At 72.9% G+C, this 22,102-nt stretch carries 23 protein-coding genes; 14 read left to right on the top strand and 9 right to left on the bottom strand.

Annotated elements, in window-relative coordinates; translation table 11 throughout:
- Nucleotides 1–8: 8 nt before the first annotated feature.
- From Q0967_RS12525 to Q0967_RS12505, 5 genes are all read right to left on the bottom strand, one after another.
- Nucleotides 9–1,184, bottom strand: a complete 1,176-nt coding sequence (locus Q0967_RS12525; RefSeq protein WP_298750745.1) for an ABC transporter ATP-binding protein — start codon at nucleotides 1,182–1,184, stop codon at nucleotides 9–11.
- Complete coding sequence (locus tag Q0967_RS12520) at nucleotides 1,181–2,260, bottom strand: ABC transporter ATP-binding protein (RefSeq protein ID WP_298750743.1); 1,080 nt, start codon at nucleotides 2,258–2,260, stop codon at nucleotides 1,181–1,183. The genes Q0967_RS12525 and Q0967_RS12520 overlap by 4 nt, the downstream gene beginning before the upstream one ends.
- 12 nt (nucleotides 2,261–2,272) lie before the next feature.
- Nucleotides 2,273–3,214 (bottom strand): ABC transporter permease, encoded by a 942-nt coding sequence (locus Q0967_RS12515; RefSeq protein ID WP_298750741.1) that lies wholly within the window; start codon nucleotides 3,212–3,214, stop codon nucleotides 2,273–2,275.
- A gap of 10 nt (nucleotides 3,215–3,224) precedes the next feature.
- Nucleotides 3,225–4,235, bottom strand: coding sequence for an ABC transporter permease (locus tag Q0967_RS12510; protein WP_298750739.1), 1,011 nt, complete (start codon nucleotides 4,233–4,235; stop codon nucleotides 3,225–3,227).
- A 122-nt stretch (nucleotides 4,236–4,357) separates the two neighbouring features.
- A complete protein-coding gene (locus Q0967_RS12505; RefSeq protein ID WP_298750737.1) occupies nucleotides 4,358–6,049 on the bottom strand; it encodes an ABC transporter substrate-binding protein in 1,692 nt (563 codons plus the stop codon).
- 154 nt (nucleotides 6,050–6,203) lie between these two features.
- On the opposite strand from Q0967_RS12505, the gene Q0967_RS12500 reads away from it, so the two are divergent.
- The 7 genes from Q0967_RS12500 to Q0967_RS12470 all read left to right on the top strand — a co-directional run bounded on the left by Q0967_RS12500 (nucleotide 6,204) and on the right by Q0967_RS12470 (nucleotide 13,629).
- Nucleotides 6,204–6,608: an NUDIX domain-containing protein gene (locus Q0967_RS12500; RefSeq protein WP_298750735.1), complete on the top strand. Its 405-nt coding sequence runs from the start codon at nucleotides 6,204–6,206 to the stop codon at nucleotides 6,606–6,608.
- 54 nt (nucleotides 6,609–6,662) lie between these two features.
- Entirely contained in the window at nucleotides 6,663–8,585 is a 1,923-nt protein-coding gene (gene typA, locus Q0967_RS12495; RefSeq protein ID WP_298750733.1) for a translational GTPase TypA, read from the top strand.
- Between the two features lie 3 nt (nucleotides 8,586–8,588).
- Nucleotides 8,589–9,497: an N-acetyl-1-D-myo-inositol-2-amino-2-deoxy-alpha-D-glucopyranoside deacetylase gene (mshB, locus tag Q0967_RS12490; RefSeq protein WP_298750730.1), complete on the top strand. Its 909-nt coding sequence runs from the start codon at nucleotides 8,589–8,591 to the stop codon at nucleotides 9,495–9,497.
- Nucleotides 9,494–10,015, top strand: coding sequence for a flavin reductase family protein (locus Q0967_RS12485; protein WP_298750728.1), 522 nt, complete (start codon nucleotides 9,494–9,496; stop codon nucleotides 10,013–10,015). Before mshB ends, Q0967_RS12485 begins: the two co-directional genes overlap by 4 nt.
- Before the next feature lie 57 nt (nucleotides 10,016–10,072).
- Nucleotides 10,073–11,887, top strand: a complete 1,815-nt coding sequence (locus Q0967_RS12480; protein ID WP_298750726.1) for a VanW family protein — start codon at nucleotides 10,073–10,075, stop codon at nucleotides 11,885–11,887.
- Between the two features lie 73 nt (nucleotides 11,888–11,960).
- Nucleotides 11,961–12,287, top strand: coding sequence for a ferredoxin (fdxA, locus tag Q0967_RS12475; protein ID WP_298750724.1), 327 nt, complete (start codon nucleotides 11,961–11,963; stop codon nucleotides 12,285–12,287).
- Between the two features lie 40 nt (nucleotides 12,288–12,327).
- Nucleotides 12,328–13,629 (top strand): citrate synthase, encoded by a 1,302-nt coding sequence (locus tag Q0967_RS12470; protein ID WP_298750722.1) that lies wholly within the window; start codon nucleotides 12,328–12,330, stop codon nucleotides 13,627–13,629.
- A 7-nt stretch (nucleotides 13,630–13,636) separates the two neighbouring features.
- Here Q0967_RS12470 and Q0967_RS12465 read toward each other — a convergent pair whose 3' ends face one another.
- Entirely contained in the window at nucleotides 13,637–14,479 is an 843-nt protein-coding gene (locus Q0967_RS12465) for a hypothetical protein (RefSeq protein WP_298750720.1), read from the bottom strand.
- Nucleotides 14,480–14,538: 59 nt separating this feature from the next.
- Here Q0967_RS12465 and Q0967_RS12460 point away from each other — a divergent pair, with 59 nt between their 5' ends.
- The 4 genes from Q0967_RS12460 to Q0967_RS12445 are packed head-to-tail and all read left to right on the top strand — an operon-like array spanning nucleotide 14,539 to nucleotide 17,538.
- Nucleotides 14,539–15,294 carry a TIGR00730 family Rossman fold protein gene (locus tag Q0967_RS12460; protein WP_298750718.1) on the top strand — a complete coding sequence of 252 codons (756 nt, stop codon included), beginning with the start codon at nucleotides 14,539–14,541 and terminating at the stop codon, nucleotides 15,292–15,294.
- Between the two features lie 53 nt (nucleotides 15,295–15,347).
- Nucleotides 15,348–15,677 carry a DivIVA domain-containing protein gene (locus Q0967_RS12455; RefSeq protein WP_298750716.1) on the top strand — a complete coding sequence of 110 codons (330 nt, stop codon included), beginning with the start codon at nucleotides 15,348–15,350 and terminating at the stop codon, nucleotides 15,675–15,677.
- Nucleotides 15,674–16,309: a DNA-3-methyladenine glycosylase I gene (locus Q0967_RS12450; protein ID WP_298750713.1), complete on the top strand. Its 636-nt coding sequence runs from the start codon at nucleotides 15,674–15,676 to the stop codon at nucleotides 16,307–16,309. Before Q0967_RS12455 ends, Q0967_RS12450 begins: the two co-directional genes overlap by 4 nt.
- Nucleotides 16,306–17,538 carry a hypothetical protein gene (locus tag Q0967_RS12445; RefSeq protein ID WP_298750710.1) on the top strand — a complete coding sequence of 411 codons (1,233 nt, stop codon included), beginning with the start codon at nucleotides 16,306–16,308 and terminating at the stop codon, nucleotides 17,536–17,538. Before Q0967_RS12450 ends, Q0967_RS12445 begins: the two co-directional genes overlap by 4 nt.
- A 9-nt stretch (nucleotides 17,539–17,547) precedes the next feature.
- Here Q0967_RS12445 and Q0967_RS12440 read toward each other — a convergent pair whose 3' ends face one another.
- A complete protein-coding gene (locus Q0967_RS12440) occupies nucleotides 17,548–18,351 on the bottom strand; it encodes an enoyl-CoA hydratase/isomerase family protein (protein ID WP_298750708.1) in 804 nt (267 codons plus the stop codon).
- Between the two features lie 9 nt (nucleotides 18,352–18,360).
- Complete coding sequence (locus Q0967_RS12435; protein ID WP_298750706.1) at nucleotides 18,361–19,149, bottom strand: PaaX family transcriptional regulator C-terminal domain-containing protein; 789 nt, start codon at nucleotides 19,147–19,149, stop codon at nucleotides 18,361–18,363.
- Nucleotides 19,150–19,282: 133 nt separating this feature from the next.
- Between Q0967_RS12435 and Q0967_RS12430 the strand changes: the two genes are divergently transcribed.
- Nucleotides 19,283–19,450: a DUF3117 domain-containing protein gene (locus tag Q0967_RS12430; RefSeq protein ID WP_010147956.1), complete on the top strand. Its 168-nt coding sequence runs from the start codon at nucleotides 19,283–19,285 to the stop codon at nucleotides 19,448–19,450.
- A 63-nt stretch (nucleotides 19,451–19,513) separates the two neighbouring features.
- Here the strand turns inward: Q0967_RS12430 and Q0967_RS12425 are convergent, their stop codons facing one another.
- Complete coding sequence (locus Q0967_RS12425) at nucleotides 19,514–20,146, bottom strand: O-methyltransferase (protein WP_058889874.1); 633 nt, start codon at nucleotides 20,144–20,146, stop codon at nucleotides 19,514–19,516.
- Nucleotides 20,147–20,211: 65 nt separating this feature from the next.
- On the opposite strand from Q0967_RS12425, the gene sigE reads away from it, so the two are divergent.
- Together sigE and Q0967_RS12415 are read left to right on the top strand one after the other, a co-directional pair.
- On the top strand, nucleotides 20,212–20,796 hold the full coding sequence (gene sigE / locus Q0967_RS12420; protein ID WP_298750694.1) for an RNA polymerase sigma factor SigE: 585 nt from the start codon (nucleotides 20,212–20,214) through the stop codon (nucleotides 20,794–20,796).
- Between the two features lie 26 nt (nucleotides 20,797–20,822).
- Entirely contained in the window at nucleotides 20,823–22,058 is a 1,236-nt protein-coding gene (locus Q0967_RS12415; protein WP_298750692.1) for a S1C family serine protease, read from the top strand.
- Nucleotides 22,059–22,102: the final 44 nt, after the last annotated feature.

The raw sequence follows: 22,102 nt of genomic DNA, 5'->3' as shown, positions 1-22,102 counted from the left end.
CCGGTGCGTCACCCGCTGGAGCCGGGCAGGTCCCTGGCGGCGGCGTCGGCGCCGTCGGCCTCCTCGTCGGTCCCGGACCAGTAGGGCTCGTCGTCCTCGACCGGGTCCACGGTGTGCGGCTGCAGCTCACCGCTGGCGATCTGCTCGGCCCAGTGGCAGGCGACCCGGTGGCTCGGAGGCACCCCGTCGATCTCCACCACCCGCAGCTGCGGTCGCTCCTTGTCGCAGCGGGTCTCCTGCCGCCATGGGCAGCGGGTGTGGAAGCGGCACCCCGCGGGCGGGTCGGCCGGCGAGGGGAGGTCACCGGTCAGCAGGATCTGCTCGCGCGTGTCCTCCACCGTGGGGTCCGGGACGGGGACCGCCGACAGCAGGGCGCGGGTGTAGGGGTGCAGCGGCATGTCGTAGAGGTCCTCGGCATCCGCCTCCTCGACCAGCGACCCGAGGTACATGACCCCGATCCGGTCGCTGATGTGGCGGACCACGGCGAGGTCGTGGGCGATGACGAGGTAGGTGAGGCCGAACTCCTCCTGGAGGTCGCCGAGCAGGTTGATGACCTGGGCCTGGACGGACACGTCGAGGGCGCTCACCGGCTCGTCGGCGATGATGAGCTGCGGGTCCACCGACAGGGCGCGGGCGATACCGACCCGCTGGCGCTGCCCCCCGGAGAACTCGTGGGGGTACTTCGACAGGGCGGCCGTGGGCAGCCCGACGGCGGTGAGCAGCTCGGAGAGCCGCTTCCGCGCAGCCTTGGCGTCCGAGGCCATGCCGTGCGCACGCATACCCTCCAGCAGCAGCTGCTCCACCGTCTGCCGGGGGTCCAGGCTGCCCAGGGGGTCCTGGAAGACCATCTGCATGTGCCGACGATGGGTGCGCAGCTTCTCGCCCTTGAGGCTGGACAGGTCGATGCCGTCCACGTGCACCTCGCCGGCGGTGATCGGCTCGAGCTGCAGCAGCGCCCGGCCGAAGGTGGACTTGCCGCACCCGGACTCCCCGACGAGGCCGTAGGTCTCCCCGCGTCGGATCTGCACGTCCATGCCGTCCACCGCGTAGACGTGACCCACGGTCCGGTCGAAGACGATGCCCTTCTTGATCGGGAAGTGCACCTTGAGGCCGCGTACGTCGACGAGGAGGTCCTGCTCGGTCTCGGCGGGCTGCGGGGCGGCCGCCCCGGCGGTGGTGCTCACGGCTGGTCCTCCTCGTGCTGCTCGGGCGCACGGACGTCGTCCAACGGGTTCTCCTCCAGGGGGTGGTGGCAGCGCAGCAGCCGGCCGTCGCCCAGCCCGTCCTCGTCGGGGACCAGCGCGGGCGTCGTGGACCGGCACGCCGCCACCTCCGAGGAGCAGCGGGGCGCGAAGGCGCACCCGCCCTCCCACGGGATGTTGTCGGCCACCGAGCCCGGCACCGGGTCGAGCCGTCGGCCGCGCTCCTCGGTGAGCCGGGGGATGGAGGCGAGCAGCCCGCCGGTGTAGGGGTGGCGCGGCCGGGCGAACAGGTCGTGCCGTTCGGCGCGCTCCACGACCTTGCCGCCGTAGAGGACGTTGACCTGGTCGCACAGCCCGGCCACCACGCCCAGGTCGTGGGTGATCATGATGAGGGCGGTGCCCGACTCGGTGACGAGCTCGCGCAGCAGCGCCAGGATCTGGGCCTGGATGGTGACGTCCAGGGCGGTCGTGGGCTCGTCGGCGATGAGCAGCCGGGGCTCGCAGGCGAGCGCCATGGCGATGAGCGCGCGCTGGCGCATCCCGCCGGACAGCTGGTGCGGGTACTCCCGCAGCCGCCGGGTCGGGTCGGGGATGCCGACCTTCTCCAGCAGCACGGCCGCCTGCTTCTGCGCGGCGGAGCGGCCCATCCCGCGGTGCCGCTGCAGCACCTCGGCCACCTGGACGCCGAGCGGGACGACCGGGTTCAGCGAGGACAGCGGGTCCTGGAAGATCATCGCCAGGTCCCGTCCCCGTCGGTCGCGGAGCCGGTCCTGGCGCAGCCGGAGCAGGTCTTCGCCGTCGAAGAGCACCTCGCCGCTGACGGTGTTGCCCCGGGAGGGGAGCAGGCCCATGATCGCCAGCGAGGTCACCGACTTGCCGCAGCCGGACTCCCCGACGAGGCCGACGGTCTGTCCGGGGTGCACCTCGAAGCTCACGTGGTCGACGGCGGTGAAGGCCTTGGCCCCCTTGCCGAAGGTCACGGTCAGGTCGTTGACGGACAGCAGCGGGCTGCCTGCACCGGTGGGTGCGGAGGGGTGGGTCAGGGATGGTTCGGTCATCGGCCGGGCTCCTCAGCGACGGGACTTGGGGTCGAGGGCCTCGCGCAGGGACTCGCCCATGAGGGTGAAACCCAGCGCTACGGTGACGATGCAGATCGCCGGGTAGAAGGCCAGGTGCGGGTAGCTGTTGAAGTACGGCTGGGCGGCGCCGAGCATCTGGCCCCACTCGGGCCTGGTGTCGTCGGGGTTGCCCAGGCCGAGGAAGGACAGGGCGGCGGCGTCGATGATCGCCACGGCCAGGACGAGGGTCGCCTGGACGATGACCGGGCCGATGGCGTTCGGCAGCATGTGCCGGAAGACGATGGGGATGGGCCGCACCCCGAGGGCGCGCGCGGCGAGCACGTGGTCGCTGTGCCGCTGGCTGAGCATCGAACCTCGCAGCAGACGCGCGAAGATCGGCACCTGGATGATGGCGATGGCGGCGATGACGCTCCACTGCGACGGCTCGAGGATGGCCGCGAGCGAGAAGGCCAGGAGGAGCGAGGGGATGGAGAGCATGACGTCCACCACCCGCATGACGGCCGCGTCCACCCACCCGCCGACGCCGCCGGCGAGGATCCCGAGGGTCAGTCCACCGATGAGGCCGCCCAGCGTCGCCAGGACGCCCACGATGAGGGTCTGCCGGGATCCCACGATGAGGCGGGACAGCAGGTCGCGGCCCCGGTCGTCGGCGCCGAGCGGGAAGCCGGGCCGGGGTTCGGGCACCGGGTTGGACTGGCGGCTCACCTCACCGATGAGCAGCCTCGCGGCGGGGTCGTGAGGGGCGATCCAGGGGGCGATGATGGCGAGCAGGACGAAGGCCGTGACGATCGCGGCACCGATGAGGAAGACCGGGTCCTTGCGCAGCCGCAGCCACGCCGAGCGCCAGAGGCTGACACCCTCGTCGTCGCTGAGCGACCCGGCCTCGGCGAGGGCGTCGATCCGTGCCTTCTTGGTGTCACCGTAGGAAGTCATGTCCGCGTCCTCACTTGGTCCGCACGCGCGGGTCGATCAGGGCATAGGCGATGTCGACCAGCAGGTTGACGACGATGTAGATGATCGCGGCCATCATGATGAGGACCTGGAGCACGGGGTAGTCGCGGGTCTCGAACCCCAGGGCCAGGGCCTGTCCGATCCCGGGGAAGGCGAAGACCTTCTCGGTGAGGACGGCCCCGGCCAGCAGGGCACCGACCTGCAGCCCGATGATGGTGATGACGGGGATGAGGGCGTTGCGCATGATGTGCCGCACCCGGATGACCGGCGCGCGCAGGCCCTTGGCCCGGGCCGTCCGGACGTAGTCCTCGTCCATGACGTCGAGCACCGACGCCCGGGTGATGCGGAAGATCACCGCGAACGGGATGGAGGACAGCGCGATCGCGGGCAGCAGCAGGTGCCGGAACGCGTCCCAGGACGCGTCCCACTCCCGGGTCAGGATGCCGTCCAGCACGGCGAACCCGGTCACCCTCGTGGCGTCGATGCCGGCGGTCTGGTAGCCGGACGGGGGCAGCAGGCCCCACCGCACCGCGAAGAGGTACTTGAGGACGAAGGCCAGGAAGAACACCGGGACCGCCACCCCGACGAGCGAGCTGATGACGAGCCCGGTGTCCAGGACACCGCCGCGGCGGCGGGCGGCGATGTAGCCCAGGGGGATCGCGAGGGTGAGGGCGATGGCCAGGGCGAAGATGCTCAGCTCGACGGTCGCCGGCAACCGGGTCAGGAAGATGTCGATCGCCGGCTGTCCGCGGAACACCCCGGTGGAGATGCCGAAGTCACCGTCCAGCGCCCGCTGGACGAAGCGGACGTACTGCACGGGCAACGGCTGGTCCAGACCCAGCTGACGGCGCAGGTCGGCGGCGGCCTCGGGGGAGCCCCGCTCGCCGAGCAGCGCGCTGACCGGACCGCCGGGCAGGGCGCGCAGCCAGGCGAAGAGCAGCAGGCTCAGCATGAACAGCGCCAGCCCCATCTGCAGGACACGGCGGATGACGAACTTCAGCACGGCGGACTCCTCGGCCCAGCAGGGGTGCGGAACAGGGACCAGGATGACGACGGGCCGACCGGGGAGGTCGGCCCGTCGTCATCATCGGTGGCAGGACGGTCTCCCGTCCTGCCACCGCGGGATCACTCGCTGAGGGTGATCGTCGAGAAGTCCTCGGCCGTCAGGGGGCTGGGGATGAGCCCCTCGACGTTCGGACCGACCACGATGGCCGGCGGGGAGTGGCTCAGCGGCAGGCCGGGCAGCCACTCCTCGGACATGATCTGGGCGTTGAGCTCCTCGTAGAGTGCCGTGCGGGCGTCCTCGTCGGGCTCGGCGTCTCCGGCGCGCAGGCCCTCCTGGAGCTCGTCCTGGAAGGGCAGCGCCGAGGTCCCGAACTGGTTGTCCTCACCGCAGAAGAAGGCGCACAGGAAGTTGTCCGCCGAGTTGAGGTCACCCGTCCAGCCCAGGAAGAAGGCGGGCGCCTGGCTCTGCTGCGTGCCGTCGATGTAGCCGCCGGCCCAGGGGCGGGCGACGGGGTTGATGGTCACTCCGACGGCCTCCCAGTCCGCGGCGACCGCGTCGTAGATGGCCTGCGGGTTCGGCATGTAGGGCCGGGTCACCTCGGTGGGGTACCACAGGTCGATGGTGAGGTCGGACGCGCCGGCCTCCTCGAGCAGGTCCTGCGCCGCCTCGGGGTCGTAGGCGTAGGGCTCGATGGACTCGTTGTAGCCGGCCACGGTCGGCGGGATGAACTGCGTGGCCACCTCCGCGCCGTCGGGCAGCTGGCTGGCCACCAGCTCCTCCCGGTTGATGGCGTGGTAGAGCGCCCGCCGGATGAGCGGGTCCTCCAGCTGCGGGTCGGCCACCGGGTTCAGGGCGAGGTAGAGGATGTTGAAGGGGTCGCGGATGAGGACCTGGTTGCCGGCCTCCTCCAGCCCGGCCCAGTCCACGGGGTTCGGCAGGTCGTAGCCGTTGATGGTGCCCGACTCCAGCTCCTGGCGGCGCGCGGTCTCGTCGCTGATGATCCGGAAGATGATCTCCTGCACGCCGGCCTGCTCGCCCCAGAAGTCGTCGTTGCGGGTGAGCGTGACGTTGCTGGTGCCGTCGAAGGAGTCGAACACGAACGGCCCGGTCCCGGTCGGGTGGTCCGTGGCGTACTCGGGGAAGGTGAAGCCCTCGCCCTGGACCTCGATGCCGTTCGCGTCGTACTCCTCGAGGGCAGCGGGGGAGGAGATGCCGTAGGAGCTCTGCGAGAGGACACCGGGGAACTTGCCGGTGGCCCGGGTGAGGACGACCTCGGCGGTCATCTCGTCGGTGGCGGTGCAGCTCTCGTAGAGCGAGTCCTCGCCGAAGCCGAAGTCGTTGCCGTAGTAGTAGGCCGCCGACGGGTTCTGGCCGGCCTCGTTCTGGTCCGCCCAGCGCTCGAAGTTGTAGCAGACCGCCTCGGCGTCGAAGGGCTCGCCGTCGTGGAAGGTCACGCCGTCCTGGAGCTGGAAGGTCCAGGTCAGGCCGTCCTCGGAGGACTCCCACTCGGTGGCGAGCTCCGGCACGAACTCGGTGCCGCCGGGCTCGATGCCCACGAGGTTCTGGAAGATCTGCCGGGTGACGCGGAAGGTCTCCCCGTCGCTGGCGTAGAAGGGGTCGAAGGTGGTGGGGGCGCCGGCGGCACCGAAGACGAAGGTGGCGTCCGAGGCCTCTGCGCCGCCGGCGTCCTCGGACCCGGAGGCGCCGTCGCCCTCGCCGGAGCTGTCGTCGCGTTCGGACTCGGCGCACGAGCTCAGCACGAGGGCCAGAGCTGCGCTGGTCGCGGCGATCGCGACCCTGCGGTTCTTCATCGTTCCTCCTACAGCGTCATGACCGGACGCGGATAGCCCGGTATAGGGGGTGACCTCACCACACCGGGGCCCGGTTGCCAAGGGTGACGGGCCGTTCGTGACGGGACCGTGACCTGCCCCTGCGGCAAGCCCGGCGTGCTGGGAGGATGAGCCGATGCAGCTCGTCGCCGCCGTCGCCCTCTGCGACTCGTTGGCGCGGCCGACGCGGGTGCTGGCCGGGTGCCGCAGCGCCCCCGCGGCGCTGGCCGGCGGTTGGGAGTTCCCCGGGGGCAAGGTCGAGCGGGGGGAGGATCCCGCCGCCGCCGCGGTGCGGGAGGCGCGCGAGGAGCTCGGCGTGCGGGTGCTCCTGGGGGGCCGGGTCGGGGGAGACTGGCCCTTGGCGCACCCGTGGTCGATGCGCTTGTGGTGGGCGGTCCCCGAGCCCGGCCAGCTGCCTCCCCGCCCGCTGCAGGACCACGGTGAGCTGCGGTGGCTGGGCCCCGAGGACCTGCTGGGCGTGCCCTGGCTCGAGCACGACGTGCCGGTCGTGCGGCACCTCGTGCCGCTGCTGCACCACTGACCGGCCCGCCGGTGTGAGGTCGGTCCCGCGTCCCCGGGGTGAGACACTGGGCCCATGCCCCTTGCTGACCGTGACCCCGCCCTGCCCGCAGGAGTGCGCGCAGACATCCGCAACGTCGCCATCGTGGCGCACGTCGACCACGGCAAGACGACCCTGGTCGACGCCATGCTCACCCAGGGCGGAGCCTTCGCCGACCAGCAGCAGCGCGGGGGTGAGGGTCCGGACCGGGTGATGGACTCCGGAGACCTCGAGCGCGAGAAGGGCATCACGATCCTGGCCAAGAACACGGCCATCCGCTACACCGGTGCCTCGGCCCCCGAGGGCGGCATGACGATCAACATCATCGACACCCCGGGTCACGCCGACTTCGGGGGAGAGGTCGAGCGAGGCCTGTCGATGGTGGACGGCGTCGTGCTCCTGGTCGATGCCTCGGAGGGGCCGTTGCCGCAGACGCGCTTCGTCCTGCGCAAGGCCCTCGCCGCCCACCTCCCCGTCGTGCTCTGCATCAACAAGGTGGACCGGCCCGACAGCCGCATCAGCGAGGTCGTCGACGAGGTCTACGCCCTCTTCATGGACCTGCTGGACGAGCACGACCCGGCCCAGGTGGAGCTGGCCCTGGACTTCCCGGTGGTCTACGCCTCGGCCAAGGCCGGCCGCGCCAGCCTGCAGCCGCCGGTCGACGGCGAGCTGCCGGACAGCCCCGACCTGGAGCCGCTGTTCGCGACCATCCTCGAGACGGTGCCCGCCCCGACCTTCACCCCGGGCGCGCCGCTGCAGGCGCACGTCACCAACCTGGACTCCAGCCCCTTCCTCGGCCGGCTCGCGCTGTGCCGCGTGCACGAGGGCGAGATCCGCAAGGGGCAGCAGGTCGCCTGGTGCCGTCGCGACGGCTCGGTCACGTCGGTGAAGATCACCGAGCTGCTGCTCACCGAGGCCCTGGAGCGCAAGCCTGCCGAGCAGGCCGGCCCGGGGGACATCATGGCGATCGCCGGCATCCCCGACATCACCATCGGCGAGACCCTCGCCGACGCGGCCGACCCGGTGCCGCTGCCGCTCATCACCGTCGACGAGCCGGCCATCTCCATGACCATCGGCACCAACACCAGCCCGCTGGCCGGCCGGGTCAAGGGGGGCAAGGTCACGGCCCGCCTGGTCAAGGACCGGCTGGACAAGGAGCTCGTGGGCAACGTCTCCCTCAGGGTGCTGCCCACCGAGCGGCCCGACGCCTGGGAGGTCCAGGGGCGTGGTGAGCTGGCGCTCGCCATCCTCGTCGAGCAGATGCGCCGCGAGGGCTACGAGCTGACCGTCGGCAAGCCGCAGGTGGTCACCCGGGAGGTCGACGGCAAGCTGCACGAGCCGGTGGAGCGGCTCACCATCGACACCCCCGAGGAGCACCTCGGCACCATCACCCAGCTCATGGCCGCGCGCAAGGGCCGGATGGAGCAGATGACCAACCACGGCACCGGCTGGATCCGGATGGAGTATGTCGTGCCCTCGCGCGGGCTCATCGGCTTCCGCACCGAGTTCCTCACCGAGACCCGGGGCACCGGCATCGCGCACCACGTGTTCGACGGCTACGCCCCGTGGTTCGGGGAGATCCGTACCCGCCAGTCCGGCTCGCTGGTGTCCGACCGTTCCGGGGTCGCCACCACCTACGCCATGTTCAACCTCCAGGAGCGCGGCACGATGTTCCTGGAGCCGACGACCGAGGTCTACGAGGGCATGATCGTCGGGGAGAACTCCCGGGCCGACGACATGGACGTCAACATCACCAAGGAGCGCAAGCTCACCAACGTGCGCTCCGCGGGCGCCGACGTCCTCGAGCGGCTCGTCCCCCCGCGGGTGCTCTCGCTCGAGCAGTCGCTGGAGTTCTGCCGCGAGGACGAGTGCGTGGAGGTGACCCCCGAGGCGGTCCGCGTCCGCAAGGTGATCCTCGACGCCAACCAGCGGGCCAAGGCGGCCCGCTCGAAGGGCTGAGCCGTGCCGGTGCGCCCGGACCTGCGTGACGGGCTGCCCTCCGGCAGGCCGCTGCGGCTGGTCGCGGTGCACGCCCACCCCGACGACGAGACGCTCGCCACCGGACTGGCGCTGGCGCACCATGTCGAGGCCGGCGACGAGGTCCACGTCGTCACCTGCACCCTGGGTGAGGAGGGCGAGGTCATCACCCCCTCGCTCGCCGCCCTGGAGGGGGACGGGCCGGCGCTCGCGAAGCACCGTCGGGGCGAGCTGGACCGCGCGATGCGCCGGCTGGGGGTGCGGCACCACCTCCTCGGCGGCGAGCAGCCCCGCTGGCGGGACAGCGGCATGGCCGGCTCGCCCGCCGCCGCCCACCCGCAGGCCTTCTCCGGCGCCGACCTCGAGGAGGCCGCCCGCGACCTCGCCGCCCTGCTGCAGGGGGTGCGGCCCGACCTCGTGCTGACCTACGACCCCTGGGGCGGGTACGGGCACCCCGACCACGTCCAGACCCACCGCGTGACCGCCCGGGCGGTGGAGCTGCTCGCCGAGGGGACGCCAGGTGCCGCGCCCCGGCTCTACGTCGCGCTCGTCCCGGCCTCGTGGGCCCGGGAGGACCGGCGCTGGCTGGCCGCGCACGTCCCGGACGGAACGCGCAGCCCCGCCGGGGGCCTGGTGCGGGTGCCGGGCCCCGACGACCCCTGTCCTCCGAACGTCGTGGCCGACGACCTCGTCACGCACGCCGTCGTGGACGAGGGCGCGCTGCCCCGCCAGCGGGCGGCGCTCGCCGAGCATCCCACCCAGGTGACCCTCCACGAGGGGTGGTACACCCTGTCGAACGACGTGGCCGCCCGGCTCCCCGGGCGCGAGGGGTATGCCGCGTGGCCGGCGTCCCGGGAGGCGCTCGCCCGGGCGCAGGGGGAGCCGCCGGCATGAGCGCGCACGAGCCGGCCCCGCACGTCCCCGGAACCGTCGACCCCGCGACCTACCGCCTCGCGATGAGCCGGTTCGCCAGCGGCGTCGCGGTGGTGACGTCCCAGGTGCGCGGCCACGACGTCGCGCTCACCGTGGACTCGCTGACCAGCGTCTCCCTGGAGCCCGTGCTGCTCCTCGTCAGCCTGCACCCGGAGGCGCGCGTCCTGGAGGGGCTCGAGGCGGGGGCGGACTTCGCGGTCAGCGTGCTCACCGCGGCCCAGCGGGGCACGGCGGAGTGGCTCGGTGAGACGGGCCGGCCGCTGCACGACCAGCTGGGGCGGGTGCCGCACCACCGCGGTGCCGCCAGCGGCATGGCGGTGGTGGACGACGCGCTCGCCAGCTTCGAGTGCCGGACCGTCGACCTCCGGGAGGCCGGTGACCACGTCCTCGCGCTCGGCGAGGTCGTCGCCCTCGAGGCGAGGCCGACCGACCGCCCGGCCCTCGTGCACTACCGTGGACGGCTGGGAGAGCTGCGGTGACCACGGGGCGCTGCGCCCCCGCCACGACCGGGACCGGACGACAGGGACGGAGCGCAGATGGCTGACGCCACCGATCGACCAGGGACCCTCCGCGAGGAGGGCGACGGCCGCGGCTGGTGGTCCGTGGTGGGCCGCCTGACCGCGGCGCTGCTCGTGCTCGCAGCGGTCTACGTCGGTGCCGCGCTCTACTTCCAGGACCGTCCGGCCTCCGGCGTCAGCGTGGCGGGGGTCGACATCGGGTCGCTGACCGACGAGGAGGCCGGGGCCGAGCTCACCCGCGAGTTCGGCGACCGCACCACCGAGCCGCTCGTGCTCACCCTGAGCCCCGACGGGGGGTCGGCGGAGGAGGTCGAGCGGATCGAGGTGGTCCCCGAGGACGCCGGCCTGTCCCTCGACCTGGACCGCACCCTGAGGGGGGTGACCGGGCTGTCGTTCCACCCGGCACGGCTCTGGGACCACGTCGCGGGCGCCGACCGGGACCTGCCCCTCTACGGGGGCGTGGACGAGGAGGCGCTGCGCGCGGAGGTCACCCGCCTCGCCGCCGACTACGACACCGAGCCGGTCGACGGCGAGGTCGGCCTGACGCCGGACGGGGTGGAGGTCACCGAGGCGCAGCCCGGACGGACGGTGCAGGTCGACGAGACCGTGCAGGAGCTGGAGGAGGCCTGGGTCGGGCAGGTCTGGGGCGAGGAGCAGGGGCCGGACCGCGAGGTCGCCGGCGTCGCCTCGAGCCAGCGGCCCGAGCTGACCGCCGCGGAGATCGAGCGGTTCACCGAGGAGGTCCTGGACCCGGCGCTGGCGGCACCCGTCGTGGTGGAGGCGTCCCGGGGCGAGGGGGAGCAGGAGGAGGAGGCCAGCGCCGAGCTCGCGCGACGGGACCTGCTGCAGCTGCTCGCCGTCGAGCAGGAGGACGGCGCCCTCGCGCTGGGCATCGACGCCGAGGCCACGCTCGCACGGGTCCGGCAGGACCTCGGACGGCTCGAGCGCGGCCCGCGCGACGCGACCGTCCGCCTGGAGGGGTCCTCGGTCGAGGTGGTCGGGGGCCAGGTCGGCTACGCCCTCGTCGAGGAGGGCCTCGTCGAGGCCGTCGAGGCAGCGCTGGCCGAGACCGGCGAGGAGCGGACCGTCGCGGCGGACATCGACACCGTCCGACCGCAGATCACCAACGCCGTCGCGCGCGAGTGGTCCTTCTCCCAGATGTCCTCCTTCGTGTCCGTCTTCCCCAGCGGTCCGGACTACGAGGCGCGCACGGCCAACCTCCGTACGGGGGTCGGCAACGTCAACGGCACGGTCGTCATGCCGGGGGAGCAGTTCAGCCTCGGCGCCGCCCTCGGGGAGGTCAGCGAGGAGGCCGGGTATGCCGAGGCCCCCGTCATCGTCGACGGGGAGCTGGTCATGGGGCTCGGCGGCGGGCTGTCGCAAATCTCCACCGTGGTGTTCAACGCCTCGTGGTTCGCGGGCGTCCAGCTCGACGCCCACACCACCCACTCGTTCTACATCCCGCGCTACCCGGCCGGGCGCGAGGCCACCCTCGCCCTGCCCTGGATCGACAACCTGTGGACCAACGACACCGACACCCCGGTGGTCGTGCGCACCTGGATCACCGGGGACGAGATCCACATGGTCCTCCTCGGCGACAAGCAGTACACCGTCCGCACCGTGGACGGGGAGCGCCGAGACGTCACCCGGGGCGAGCGGCGCGAGGACGACAGCGAGGACTGCGTCGACCAGGCACCCTCCGAGGGCTTCACCATCCGCAACATCCGGATCCTGCTCCAGGGCGGGGACGAGGTCGCCCGCGACGACTTCACCACGACCTACGCGGCGGCCGACGAGATCGTCTGCACCAACCCCCGCGCGGGGGCCCGGTGAGCCGGCGCGACGCGCCGTGCGGGGCGAGGACCCCGTGAGGCGGTCCTGGCCTGGGACGCCGTAGTCTGTGCCCATGACGTACGTGATCGCCCAGCCCTGCGTGGACCTGAAGGACAAGGCCTGCATCGAGGAGTGCCCGGTCGACTGCATCTACGAGGGGGAACGCTCTCTCTACATCCACCCCGACGAGTGCGTGGACTGCGGTGCGTGCGAGCCGGTCTGCCCGGTCGAGGCGATCTACTACGAGGACGACGTGCCGGAGGAGTGGGCGGACTACTACAAGGCCAACGTCGAGTTCTTCGACGACCTCGGCAGCCCCGGTGGGGCGGCCAAGATGGGTGTCATCGCCAAGGACCACCCGGTCGTGGCGGTGCTGCCCCCGCAGGCCCACGACGAGTGACGCGCACCCCCCACCGGCCCACCCCGACCAGGAGGACCTCATGACCGACACCACGAGCACGACCCCGGCCACCCTGACCCACGCCGGCCACGAGCTGTCCCTGCCGGTCGTGCCGGCTGCCGAGGGCAACAACGGGCTGGACATCAGCTCGCTGCTCAAGACGACGGGGGACGTGACCCTCGACGTAGGCTTCGTCAACACCGCCTCCTGCCGGTCGGAGATCACCTACATCGACGGCGGCGAGGGCATCCTGCGCTACCGCGGCTACCCGATCGACCAGCTGGCCGAGCAGTCCACCTTCCTGGAGACCAGCTACCTGCTCATCTACGGCCAGCTGCCCTCCGCGTCCGAGCTGGAGGAGTTCGACCAGCGGCTGCGCCGGCACACCCTGCTCGTCGAGGACATGAAGAACTTCTTCGACGGCTTCCCCCGGGACGCCCACCCCATGTCCGTGCTCTCCTCCGGGGTCTCGGCGATGGGCACCTTCTACCAGGACAGCCTGGACCCCCACGACCCGGAGGCCGTGGAGATCTCCACGGTCCGGATCATGGCCAAGCTGCCGACCATCGCGGCCTACGCCTTCCGCAAGAGCCAGGGCCAGTCGATCCTCTACCCCAACAACGACTACAACCTCGTCGAGAACTTCCTCTGGATGACCTTCGGGCAGCCGACCGAGCGCTACGAGCTGGACCCGCTCGTGGCCCGGGCGCTGGACCAGCTGTTCATCCTGCACGCCGACCACGAGCAGAACTGCTCCACCTCCACCGTGCGGCTCGTGGGCTCCTCGGAGGCCAACCTCTACAACGCCATCTCCGCCGGCATCCACGCCCTGTCCGGTCCGCTGCACGGCGGCGCCAACAGCGCCGTCCTGGCGATGCTGGACCAGATCAAGGCCGACGGCGGCGACGTCTCCGAGTTCGTCCGCAAGGTCAAGGACAAGGAGGACGGGGTCAAGCTCATGGGCTTCGGCCACCGGGTCTACAAGAACTACGACCCCCGGGCGGCCATCGTCAAGGAGACCGCCCACGAGATGCTGGCCAAGGCGGGCAGCAACCCGCTGCTGGAGCTGGCGATGGAGCTGGAGCAGAAGGCGCTCGAGGACGACTACTTCGTCGAGCGCAAGCTCTACCCCAACGTCGACTTCTACACCGGCCTCATCTACGAGTCCATGGGGTTCCCCACCGACATGTTCACGGTCCTCTTCGCGATCGGGCGGCTGCCCGGCTGGATCGCCCAGTACCGCGAGATGATCAACGACCCGGCCACCAAGATCGGCCGCCCGCGGCAGGTCTACGTCGGCGAGGGCGCGCGCGACTACACCCCGGTGGACCAGCGCGGCTGAGCGCCGCTCAGCCCACCTCCACGACGACGGTGGTCGGCGACCCGCTCGCCGCCCCGTCGTCGTCGGCGTCCGACCACGTCCCGGACGAGCGGTCCCACACGCGGCCCTGCACCTGCACCCGGACGATGTCCTCGGCCTGCGCGTGAGCGACCGCCCACGTCGCGGCGGCCCAGGCGCGGGCGGGGTCGCCGGCGTCCAGCAGCACCACCCGGCCGTCCGTGCGCCCGGCCAGCCCCAGCTGCGCGGCGGCCTCGTCGGCCACCTCGGTGGTCGACCCGGGCCCGGCGCGACCACCGAGGCGGCAGTCGAGGGCGGTGCCCGTCCCCTCCTGCCCGGTGAGCACCGAGGCCAGGACGCGTCCCTCCCACTCGTGGTCGGCATACGCATCCGGGAAGGCGCTGCGCTGGACCTCCTGGGCCACCTCGGTGACGACCCCCTCGTCCCACCCGCGCACCTCGATGAGCTCGTCGTAGAAGGCGTTGCTGGCGTAGACGGGGTCGGTGACCTGCTCGACGGTGCCCCAGCCCTGGCTGGGGCGCTGCTGGAAGAGCCCCTGGCTGTCCGCGTCGCCGTAGCGCAGGTTGCGCAGCTTGCTCTCCTGGATCGCCGTGGCCAGCGCGATGGTGGCCGCGCGCGGCGGCAGACCGCGCTGGACGGCCACGGCGGCGATCGTCGCGGCGTTGGCCGCCTGCTCGGGGGTGAGCCGCACCTCCCGGTCGGCGGCGCTGAAGGTGCACCGCGCCGGGGCCAGCTCGGCCGCCGCCCACCGGGTCCCCAGCACCGCCCCGGTCGCCGTCAGCCCGATGACGAGCGCGGGCACGAGGAGGCGGCTGACGGTGGAGCGGGGCACCGGTCCAGTCTAGGAGTCCTCCTCGGCGCCCCGGCGGACCCTCGCGTAGGGTCGTCCGCGTGACCCGTCGCGACTACCACAAGGGGCCGGTGACCCTCCGGGGCACGCAGGTCCCGCGGACGACCACCGACCAGCGACTCCTCGACGACGCCGGTCCTGCGGACTGGGTGCACTCCGACCCGTGGCGGGTCATGCGCATCCAGGCCGAGTTCGTGGAGGGGTTCGGGGCGCTGGCCGAGATCGGCCCGGCGGTGGCCGTGTTCGGCTCGGCCCGGACAGCGACCGACCACCCGTACTACGCCTGGGGCGAGCGCGTCGGTCGCGCCCTCGTCCAGGCCGGCTACGCCGTCATCACCGGCGGTGGGCCGGGGGTGATGGAGGCCGCCAACCGGGGCGCCGCGCAGGCCGGGGGCACCTCCGTCGGCCTCGGCATCGAGCTGCCCTTCGAGACCGGCCTCAACGACCACGTCGACCTCGGGGTCAACTTCCGCTACTTCTTCGTCCGCAAGACGATGTTCGTCAAGTACTCCGAGGGTTTCGTCGTGCTGCCCGGAGGCATGGGCACGCTGGACGAGCTCTTCGAGGCGGTCACCCTCATCCAGACCGGGAAGGTCACCCACTTCCCGATCGTGCTGCTCGGGCGGGACTACTGGTCCCCCCTGCTGGGGTGGCTGACCTCGACCCTGCTGGCCGAGGGCATGATCTCGGCGGGCGACCTCGACCTGCTGCAGGTCACCGACGACGTGGACGAGGCGGTCCGGTGGGTCCGCGCGCACCGCGAGCAGCGCGTGGCGGCGGAGCACCGCGACGTCTGAGACGGCCGGGGCGGTGTCGGTCCCCGGGGCCCTGGCGTGCCATGATCGGTGCCGTGATCATCCTCGGGGTCGTCTGCCTGGTGGTCGCCCTCGGCGCCGTGCTGGCCTGGGCGGTCGCCCGCCGTGAGGTGCCCGGGGTGGGCCCGGCGGTCGACACGCAGTCGGCCCGCGGGCTGCCCGCGGGTCCGGTGCCGCCGGAGGCGGTGGGCGCGGTCCGCTTCGACCAGGCGCTGCGGGGTTACCGCATGGAGCAGGTGGACCGGGTCATGGACCGGCTGGCCGTGGAGCTGGGGGAGCGGGACGCCGAGATCGCCCGGCTGCGCGAGGGGTCGGCCGCGGTGGCGGGGGAGTGGCCGGACCGGACGTCGGAGGGGGAGAGGTGAGCGACACGCGAGCGCAGGACCTGACGGTGGGTCCGGACGGGGTCGCCCGGTGCGGGTGGCCCGGGCTGCAGCACGCGGACTACCGCGACTACCACGACCGGGAGTGGGGCAAGCCGGTCCACGGGGAGTCGGCGCTGCTGGAGCGTCTGTGCCTGGAGGGGTTCCAGAGCGGCCTGTCGTGGTTGGTCATCCTGCGCAAGCGTCCCGCCTTCCGGCGCGCCTTCGCCGGCTTCGACGCGGAGGTGGTCGCCGAGTTCACCGAGACCGACGTGCGGCGGCTGCTCACGGACGAGTCGATCGTCCGCAACCGGCGCAAGATCGAGGCCACCATCGCCAACGCCCGGGCGACCCTGGGGCTGCGCGAGCACAGCGGTCTGGAGGAGCTGCTGTGGACGCACGCGCCGGAGCCGACGCCGAGGCCGCGTCGGTTCGCCGACGTCCCCACGCAGACGGCCGAGTCCGAGCTGGTCGCCAAGCGGCTGCGCAAGGCCGGCTTCGAGCAGGTCGGCCCCACCACCCTGTACGCCGCGATGCAGGCCTGCGGGTTGGTCGACGACCACCTCGTCGGGTGCTTCCGCGCCGGGTCGGCCCGCTCCGGGCTCCGTCCGACGGAGATGCGCGCCACCTCATGACCCGCGCGGCGACCCGGGCCCCGCGACCGGCCCGCCTGCTCGACCTGCGCTTCGTGGGGGCGGTGCTGCTCCTCTGGACCCTGCTGCGGGCGCTCAGCGGGGTGATCCTGCTCCGGCTGGCCCACGACCACCAGGACCCCTCGGTCTACGACGACCCCGGCGTCGGGCTGTACTTCCAGTTCGCCACCCTGTGGGACGGCCAGTGGTACGAGCGGATCGCCACCGAGGGCTATCCCGACGACGTGCCCGTCGGGACGGACGGCGTCGTCCAGCAGAACCCGTGGGCCTTCTACCCCGCCTTCCCGCTGCTGGCGCGCGGTGTCATGGCGCTCACCGGGTGGCCGTTCGCGGTCGCCGGCCCCGTCGTCGCCACGGTCCTGGGGTATGCCGCCGCCGTCGTCGTGGCGGGCCTGCTGCGCGACAAGGTCGGCCCGGCCGGTGCGCTGGCGGGGGTGGCCCTCCTCGGGGCGTACCCGAGCTCACCCACCTTCCAGGTCGCCTACACCGAGTCGATCGCGCTGCTCGTGCTGGCGGCCGCGCTCTGGTTGCTCGTCCGTGAGCGGTGGTGGGCCGCGGGAGCCGTCGCCCTGCTCACCGGCCTGGCCCGTCCGGTGGCGCTGCCGCTGGGGCTGGTCGCGCTGGTGGTCGTGGTCGCTCGGTGGCGCCGCAGGCGCGAGCGCCCGCTGCGTCCCCGGGAGTACCTCGCGATGGCGGCCGCCCTCGTGGGGTGCGGGCTCGCCGGACTGCTGTGGCCGGCCATCGCCTGGCTGCGGACCGGCCGCGCCGACGCCTACACCTCCACGATGTCGGCGTGGCGCGGCGGCGAGCAGGTGCTGCCGTTCCTGCCCAGCATCGAACGGGCGCAGTGGCTGTGGGGTGACCTCGCCGGGCTGCTCGTGCTGGCGGGCGGCATCGGGGTGCTCGTCCTGGCCGTGCTCGGCCCGTGGGCGGCCGGGCTCGGCCTGGCCCTGCGCACCTGGTGCCTCGGGTACGCGCTCTACCTGTTCGCGGCGCTGGACCCCTGGACCAGCCTGTACCGCTACCTCATGCTGCTCTTCCCGCTCTTCGTCGTGCTGGCCGGGGCGGGCTGGGCCCCGGGGACCCACGAGCAGCCACGGTGGCTGCTCTGGGTCCGCACCGGCGCCCTGGCGGCCCTCATGGTCGCGTGGCAGGTCTGGTGGGGGTGGTACCTCTTCCGTTTCGAGCCCCCCAGCGACTACCCGCCGTGACCGGGGGCCTCAGCGGCCGGTGAAGACCGGCTTCTCCTTGGCCAGGAAGGCGTCCACGGCCGTGCGGTGGTCGGCGCTGGCTCCGGTCCGGGCCATGAGGGTCTCCTCGGCGGCCAGCGAGTCGGCCAGGCCGTGACCGGCCGAGAACGCGACGGCCCGCCGCACGGCGCCGTAGGCCAGGGTCGGCCCGGCGGCCAGCCGCCGCGCCACGTCCAGGGCACGGGGCAGCAGCTCCTCGTCGGGGACGACCTCCGTGGCCAGCCCGAGGTCGAGCGCCTCCTCCGCCGGGACGGTGCGCGGGAAGAGCAGCAACTCCTTGGCCCGGGCGGTGCCGACCAGTCGGGGGAGGGACCAGGAGGTCCCCGAGTCGCAGGACAGCGCGATGCCGGTGAACGCCAGGTTGAAGCCGGCGGAGGCCGCGACGTAGCGCAGGTCGCAGGCGAAGGCGAAGGCCGCACCGGCCCCGGCCGCCACGCCGTTCACCGCGGCGACGACGGGCTTGTCCATGGTGGCGAGCAGCTCGACCACGGGGTTGTAGTGCTCGGCGACGGTCCGCCACAACGCCTCGGCGTCCTCACCGAGCAGCTGCACGTGCTCCTTGAGGTCCTGGCCGACGCAGAACGCCCGACCGGTCCCGGTGAGCACCACGCAGCGGACCTCGGGGTCACCGGCGACGGTCCGCAGGGCCTGGAGCAGGGACTCCTTGGTCGCGACGTCGAGGGAGTTCATGGCCTCCGGTCGGTGGAACCGGAGGACGGCGACGCCGCTGCCGGCGTCGTGGTCCACCTGGACGGGAGAGGCGGCGCTGCTCATCGTCCCAACCTACCGAACGGTCGAGGCGAGCACGCCATCGACGTAGTCGTCGGCGGCGGGGGCCAGCGCGGCCGCCCGGTCGAGGAAGAGCTGACGCGAGCGGTGGCCCGGCCAGCCGACCGGCAGCACCTCGGGAGGGAGGTCGGGGTCCCGGAAGAGGAAGCGTCGCCAGGCGTGCACCAGGGCGGTGCGCTCGCGGTACGCCAGCTCGGGACCCAACCCGGCGACCGCCGGGGCGGAGGTGAGCGTCTGCGCGAACCCGTGGTGCTCCCGGGCTAGGGCGTCGAGGTCCCACACCCGGCCCGCGAGCCGGGCGGGGTCCTGGCCCGGCTCCAGCCGGCCGTGCACCGCCACCCAGCCGACCCCGAGCGGCTCCAGCGAGGGCTCGAGCTCGGGGCTGGGTCGGGGGCTGACCCAGCCGCCGGAGCCCAGCCGGCCGTAGCCGAGGTAGGTCATGGTCCGGGTCACCTGCTCGCGACGTCGGCGGTCGCCGCCGGAGTCGACGTGGACCAGGTGCCAGCACCCGTCCCAGACGGGGGGACCGGGGGCGTAGACCCGGTCGTGCGCGCGCTCCCAGCGGACCCGGGCGCGGGGGGTCGCGGCATACCCCCGCACCCCCTCCTCGGCCCGTGCCTCGAGCCACCCCTGGGCCACCAGCCGGGAGATCGCGGTCCGGGTGGCCGGGCCGGCCACCTCGACCGCGGAGGTGAGCGCGAGGACCGCCGAAACAGGGGCCCACCAGCCACGTCGTCGGAGGTGGTCGCCGAAGAGATCGACGACGGCGGAGCGGGCGTGCACGGGGACAGTGTGCCGCACGCCGGGTCACCCCGATTAGGCACGGCGTCAGCCAGGGGGGATAATTCGGTGGTATGTCTCCGTCGACACCGCGGCGGAGGAGCGGCGGCAGGCCGCGCCACGAGGAAGGGCAACCATGGCAGCAATGAAGCCTCGCACCGGGGATGGTCCGCTGGAAGTGACCAAGGAGGGCCGCGGCATCGTCCTGCGTATGCCTCTGGAGGGCGGTGGCCGGCTCGTCGTCGAGATGAACGCCGAGGAGGCGAGCGCTCTCGGCGACGCCATCAAGGACTGCGTGGGCTGACGCGCCCCCCGCACCGCCGCAGAGCCCCCGGACGCCGTGATCGTCCGGGGGCTCTGCCGTTGCTCAGCGCTTGACCGCGACGAGGAGGCCGTCGCCCACCGGGAGCAGGGCGGGGACGAGACCGTCCTCCTCGCGCAAGGTCTTCCCCAGGTCGCGCAGGATGCTGGTGGTCTCGTCGCGGGCGGCCGGGTCGGCGACCTTGTCGTGCCAGAGCATGTTGTCGAGGACGAGCAGCCCGCCCGGACGCAGCAGACGCAGGGCGGCCTCGGCGTAGACCGGGTAGCCGTCCTTGTCCGCGTCCACGAGGACCAGGTCGTAGGCACCGTCGGTCAGCCGGCCGAGCACGGCCGCCGCGTCCCCGCTGATGACCCGGGTGCGCTGCGGCGGGATGCCCGCGGCGGCGTAGGCCTCCCGGGCCGCCCGCTGGTGCTCCGGGTCGCTGTCGATGGTCGTGAGGATCCCGTCGCGCGGCATACCCTGCAGCAGCCACAGACCCGAGCTCCCGGCGCCGGTGCCCACCTCGACGACGTGGGCGGCCCGGACCGCCGCGGCCAGCAGCCGCAGCGTCGCGCCCGCACCGTTGCCGAGGGGGGTCGCTCCGAGCTCCTCGCCGCGCCGCTGGGCCGACTCGATGACGGGGTGGGGGGCGATGAAGTCCTCGGCGTAGGCGACCGAGGATGCCTTGGGTGCTGCCATGGGGCGTAGCCTATCCCGCCGGGACCGTCCAGCCTCCTCCCAGCCGGACCTGACACCGTTCTCCCATGTCGACGCCGGACTGGGTCCCCCCGAGCTGGGAGGAGATCGTGCGCGAGCACTCTCCCCGGGTCTACCGCCTGGCCTACCGGCTGACCGGCGACCCGCACGAGGCCGAGGACCTCACCCAGGACGTGTTCGTCCGGGTCTTCCGCTCCCTGGACTCCTACCGCCCCGGGACCTTCGAGGGCTGGCTGCACCGCATCACGACCAACCTGTTCCTGGACAAGATGCGCCGTCGGCAGCGGATCCGCTTCGACGCGCTGACCGAGGAACTGTCCGCCCGGCTGCCCCTGCGCGCCTCGGGCACCGACCCCGAGCAGGTCTACGCCATGACCCACCTCGACGGGGACATCCAGCAGGCGCTCAACGCCCTGCCGCCGCAGTTCCGTGCCGCGGTGGTCCTGTCCGACATCGAGGGCCTCTCCTACGAGGAGGTCGCCCAGACCCTGGGCATCAAGATGGGGACGGTGCGCTCGCGCATCCACCGGGGCCGGGCACTGCTGCGTCAGTCGCTCGCCCACCGCCGTCCCAGCCGCGGGCTGCGTCCCGCGGGTGCCGGGCTGGGGCGACCGGCCGCCGCGCTCGGCTGACGTCGGCGCTGGCAGAATCCGTGGGTATGACCGACCCCACGACCGAGCGGCCCACCGACGGCCCCGCCCCGCCACCCGCTGGCCCGGCGCCCGGTCGTGCCGCCGGGCGTCGCCCCGCACGACGCTCCCTCGTGCCCGTGGTCCTCGTGGCCCTGGTCAGTGGGGCGCTGGGCGGTCTGGGGGGAGCGGTGCTCGCGGACCGCATCGAGCCGGCGGACCCGTCCTCGACGTCGTCGCCGGAGCAGCCGGTCGACCGGGCCGACGAGGCCGCCCGGGACGACGCGTGGGCGAGCAGCCCCGCCGTCCCGCCCGCCCAGGCCGACGGCACCATCAGCGGGCTGTCCCGCGCGGTGCTGCCCAGCGTGGCGCTCATCTCCATCGGCGAGGACGGGTCGCTGGGCCTGGGGTCCGGCTTCGTCGTGCGCCGCGACGGCTACCTCGTCACCAACCACCACGTCATCGAGGGCGCGGGTCAGGGTGACCCGATCGTCGTCGAGCTGCCCGGGGAGGACCCGCTCGAGGCCGAGGTGGTCGGGTCCGACCCCGCCTACGACATCGCCGTGCTGCGGGTGGAGCGCGAGGACCTCACCCCGCTGGCGTTCGCCGACTCCGACGACGTGCTGGTGGGGCAGACGGTCGTCGCCGTGGGTGCCCCCCTGGGGCTGGACAGCACCGTCACCAGCGGCATCGTGTCGGCGAAGGACCGCCCGGTCGTCGCGGGCGAGACGCAGGAGAGCACGAGCTACATCAGCGCCATCCAGACCGACGCCGCCATCAACCCCGGCAACTCCGGTGGACCCCTCCTCGACCTGTCCGGACGCGTCGTCGGGGTGAACTCGGCCATCGCCCAGGTGCCCCAGGCCGCCGGGTTCGGCGGCAGGTCGGGCAGCATCGGTCTGGGCTTCGCCGTCCCCGCCGAGCAGGCGGACCGGACGGCGACCCAGCTCATCGAGACCGGGACGAGCGAGTACCCGGTCATGGGCGTCCTCGTCGACCTCACCTACACCGGGGACGGCGCCCGGGTCCGCAGGCAGGTGGCGGGCGAGGACGACCCGGTGGTCGCCGGTGGTCCGGCCGACCGTGCCGGGGTGCGACCGGGCGACGTCATCCTCTCCGTCGACGGGACGTCGATCCGGGACTCCCAGCACCTCATCGTGGTCCTGCGCTCGTACGCCGTGGGCGACACCGTCGAGCTGGAGCTGCGGACCGCCGCCGGCGAGGACCGCACGGTGAGCGTCACCCTCGTCGGCTCGGGTGACTAGGTAGGGTGACACCGGTGTCCCGTCCACCTGCACGAGGTGGCCCC

Source organism: uncultured Serinicoccus sp. (assembly GCF_947500995.1).
In the GTDB taxonomy this organism is placed as follows: Bacteria; Actinomycetota; Actinomycetes; order Actinomycetales; family Dermatophilaceae; genus Ornithinicoccus.
The sequence above is the reverse complement of the archived record's forward strand: the minus strand, read 5'-3'. Positions and strand labels throughout refer to the sequence as shown.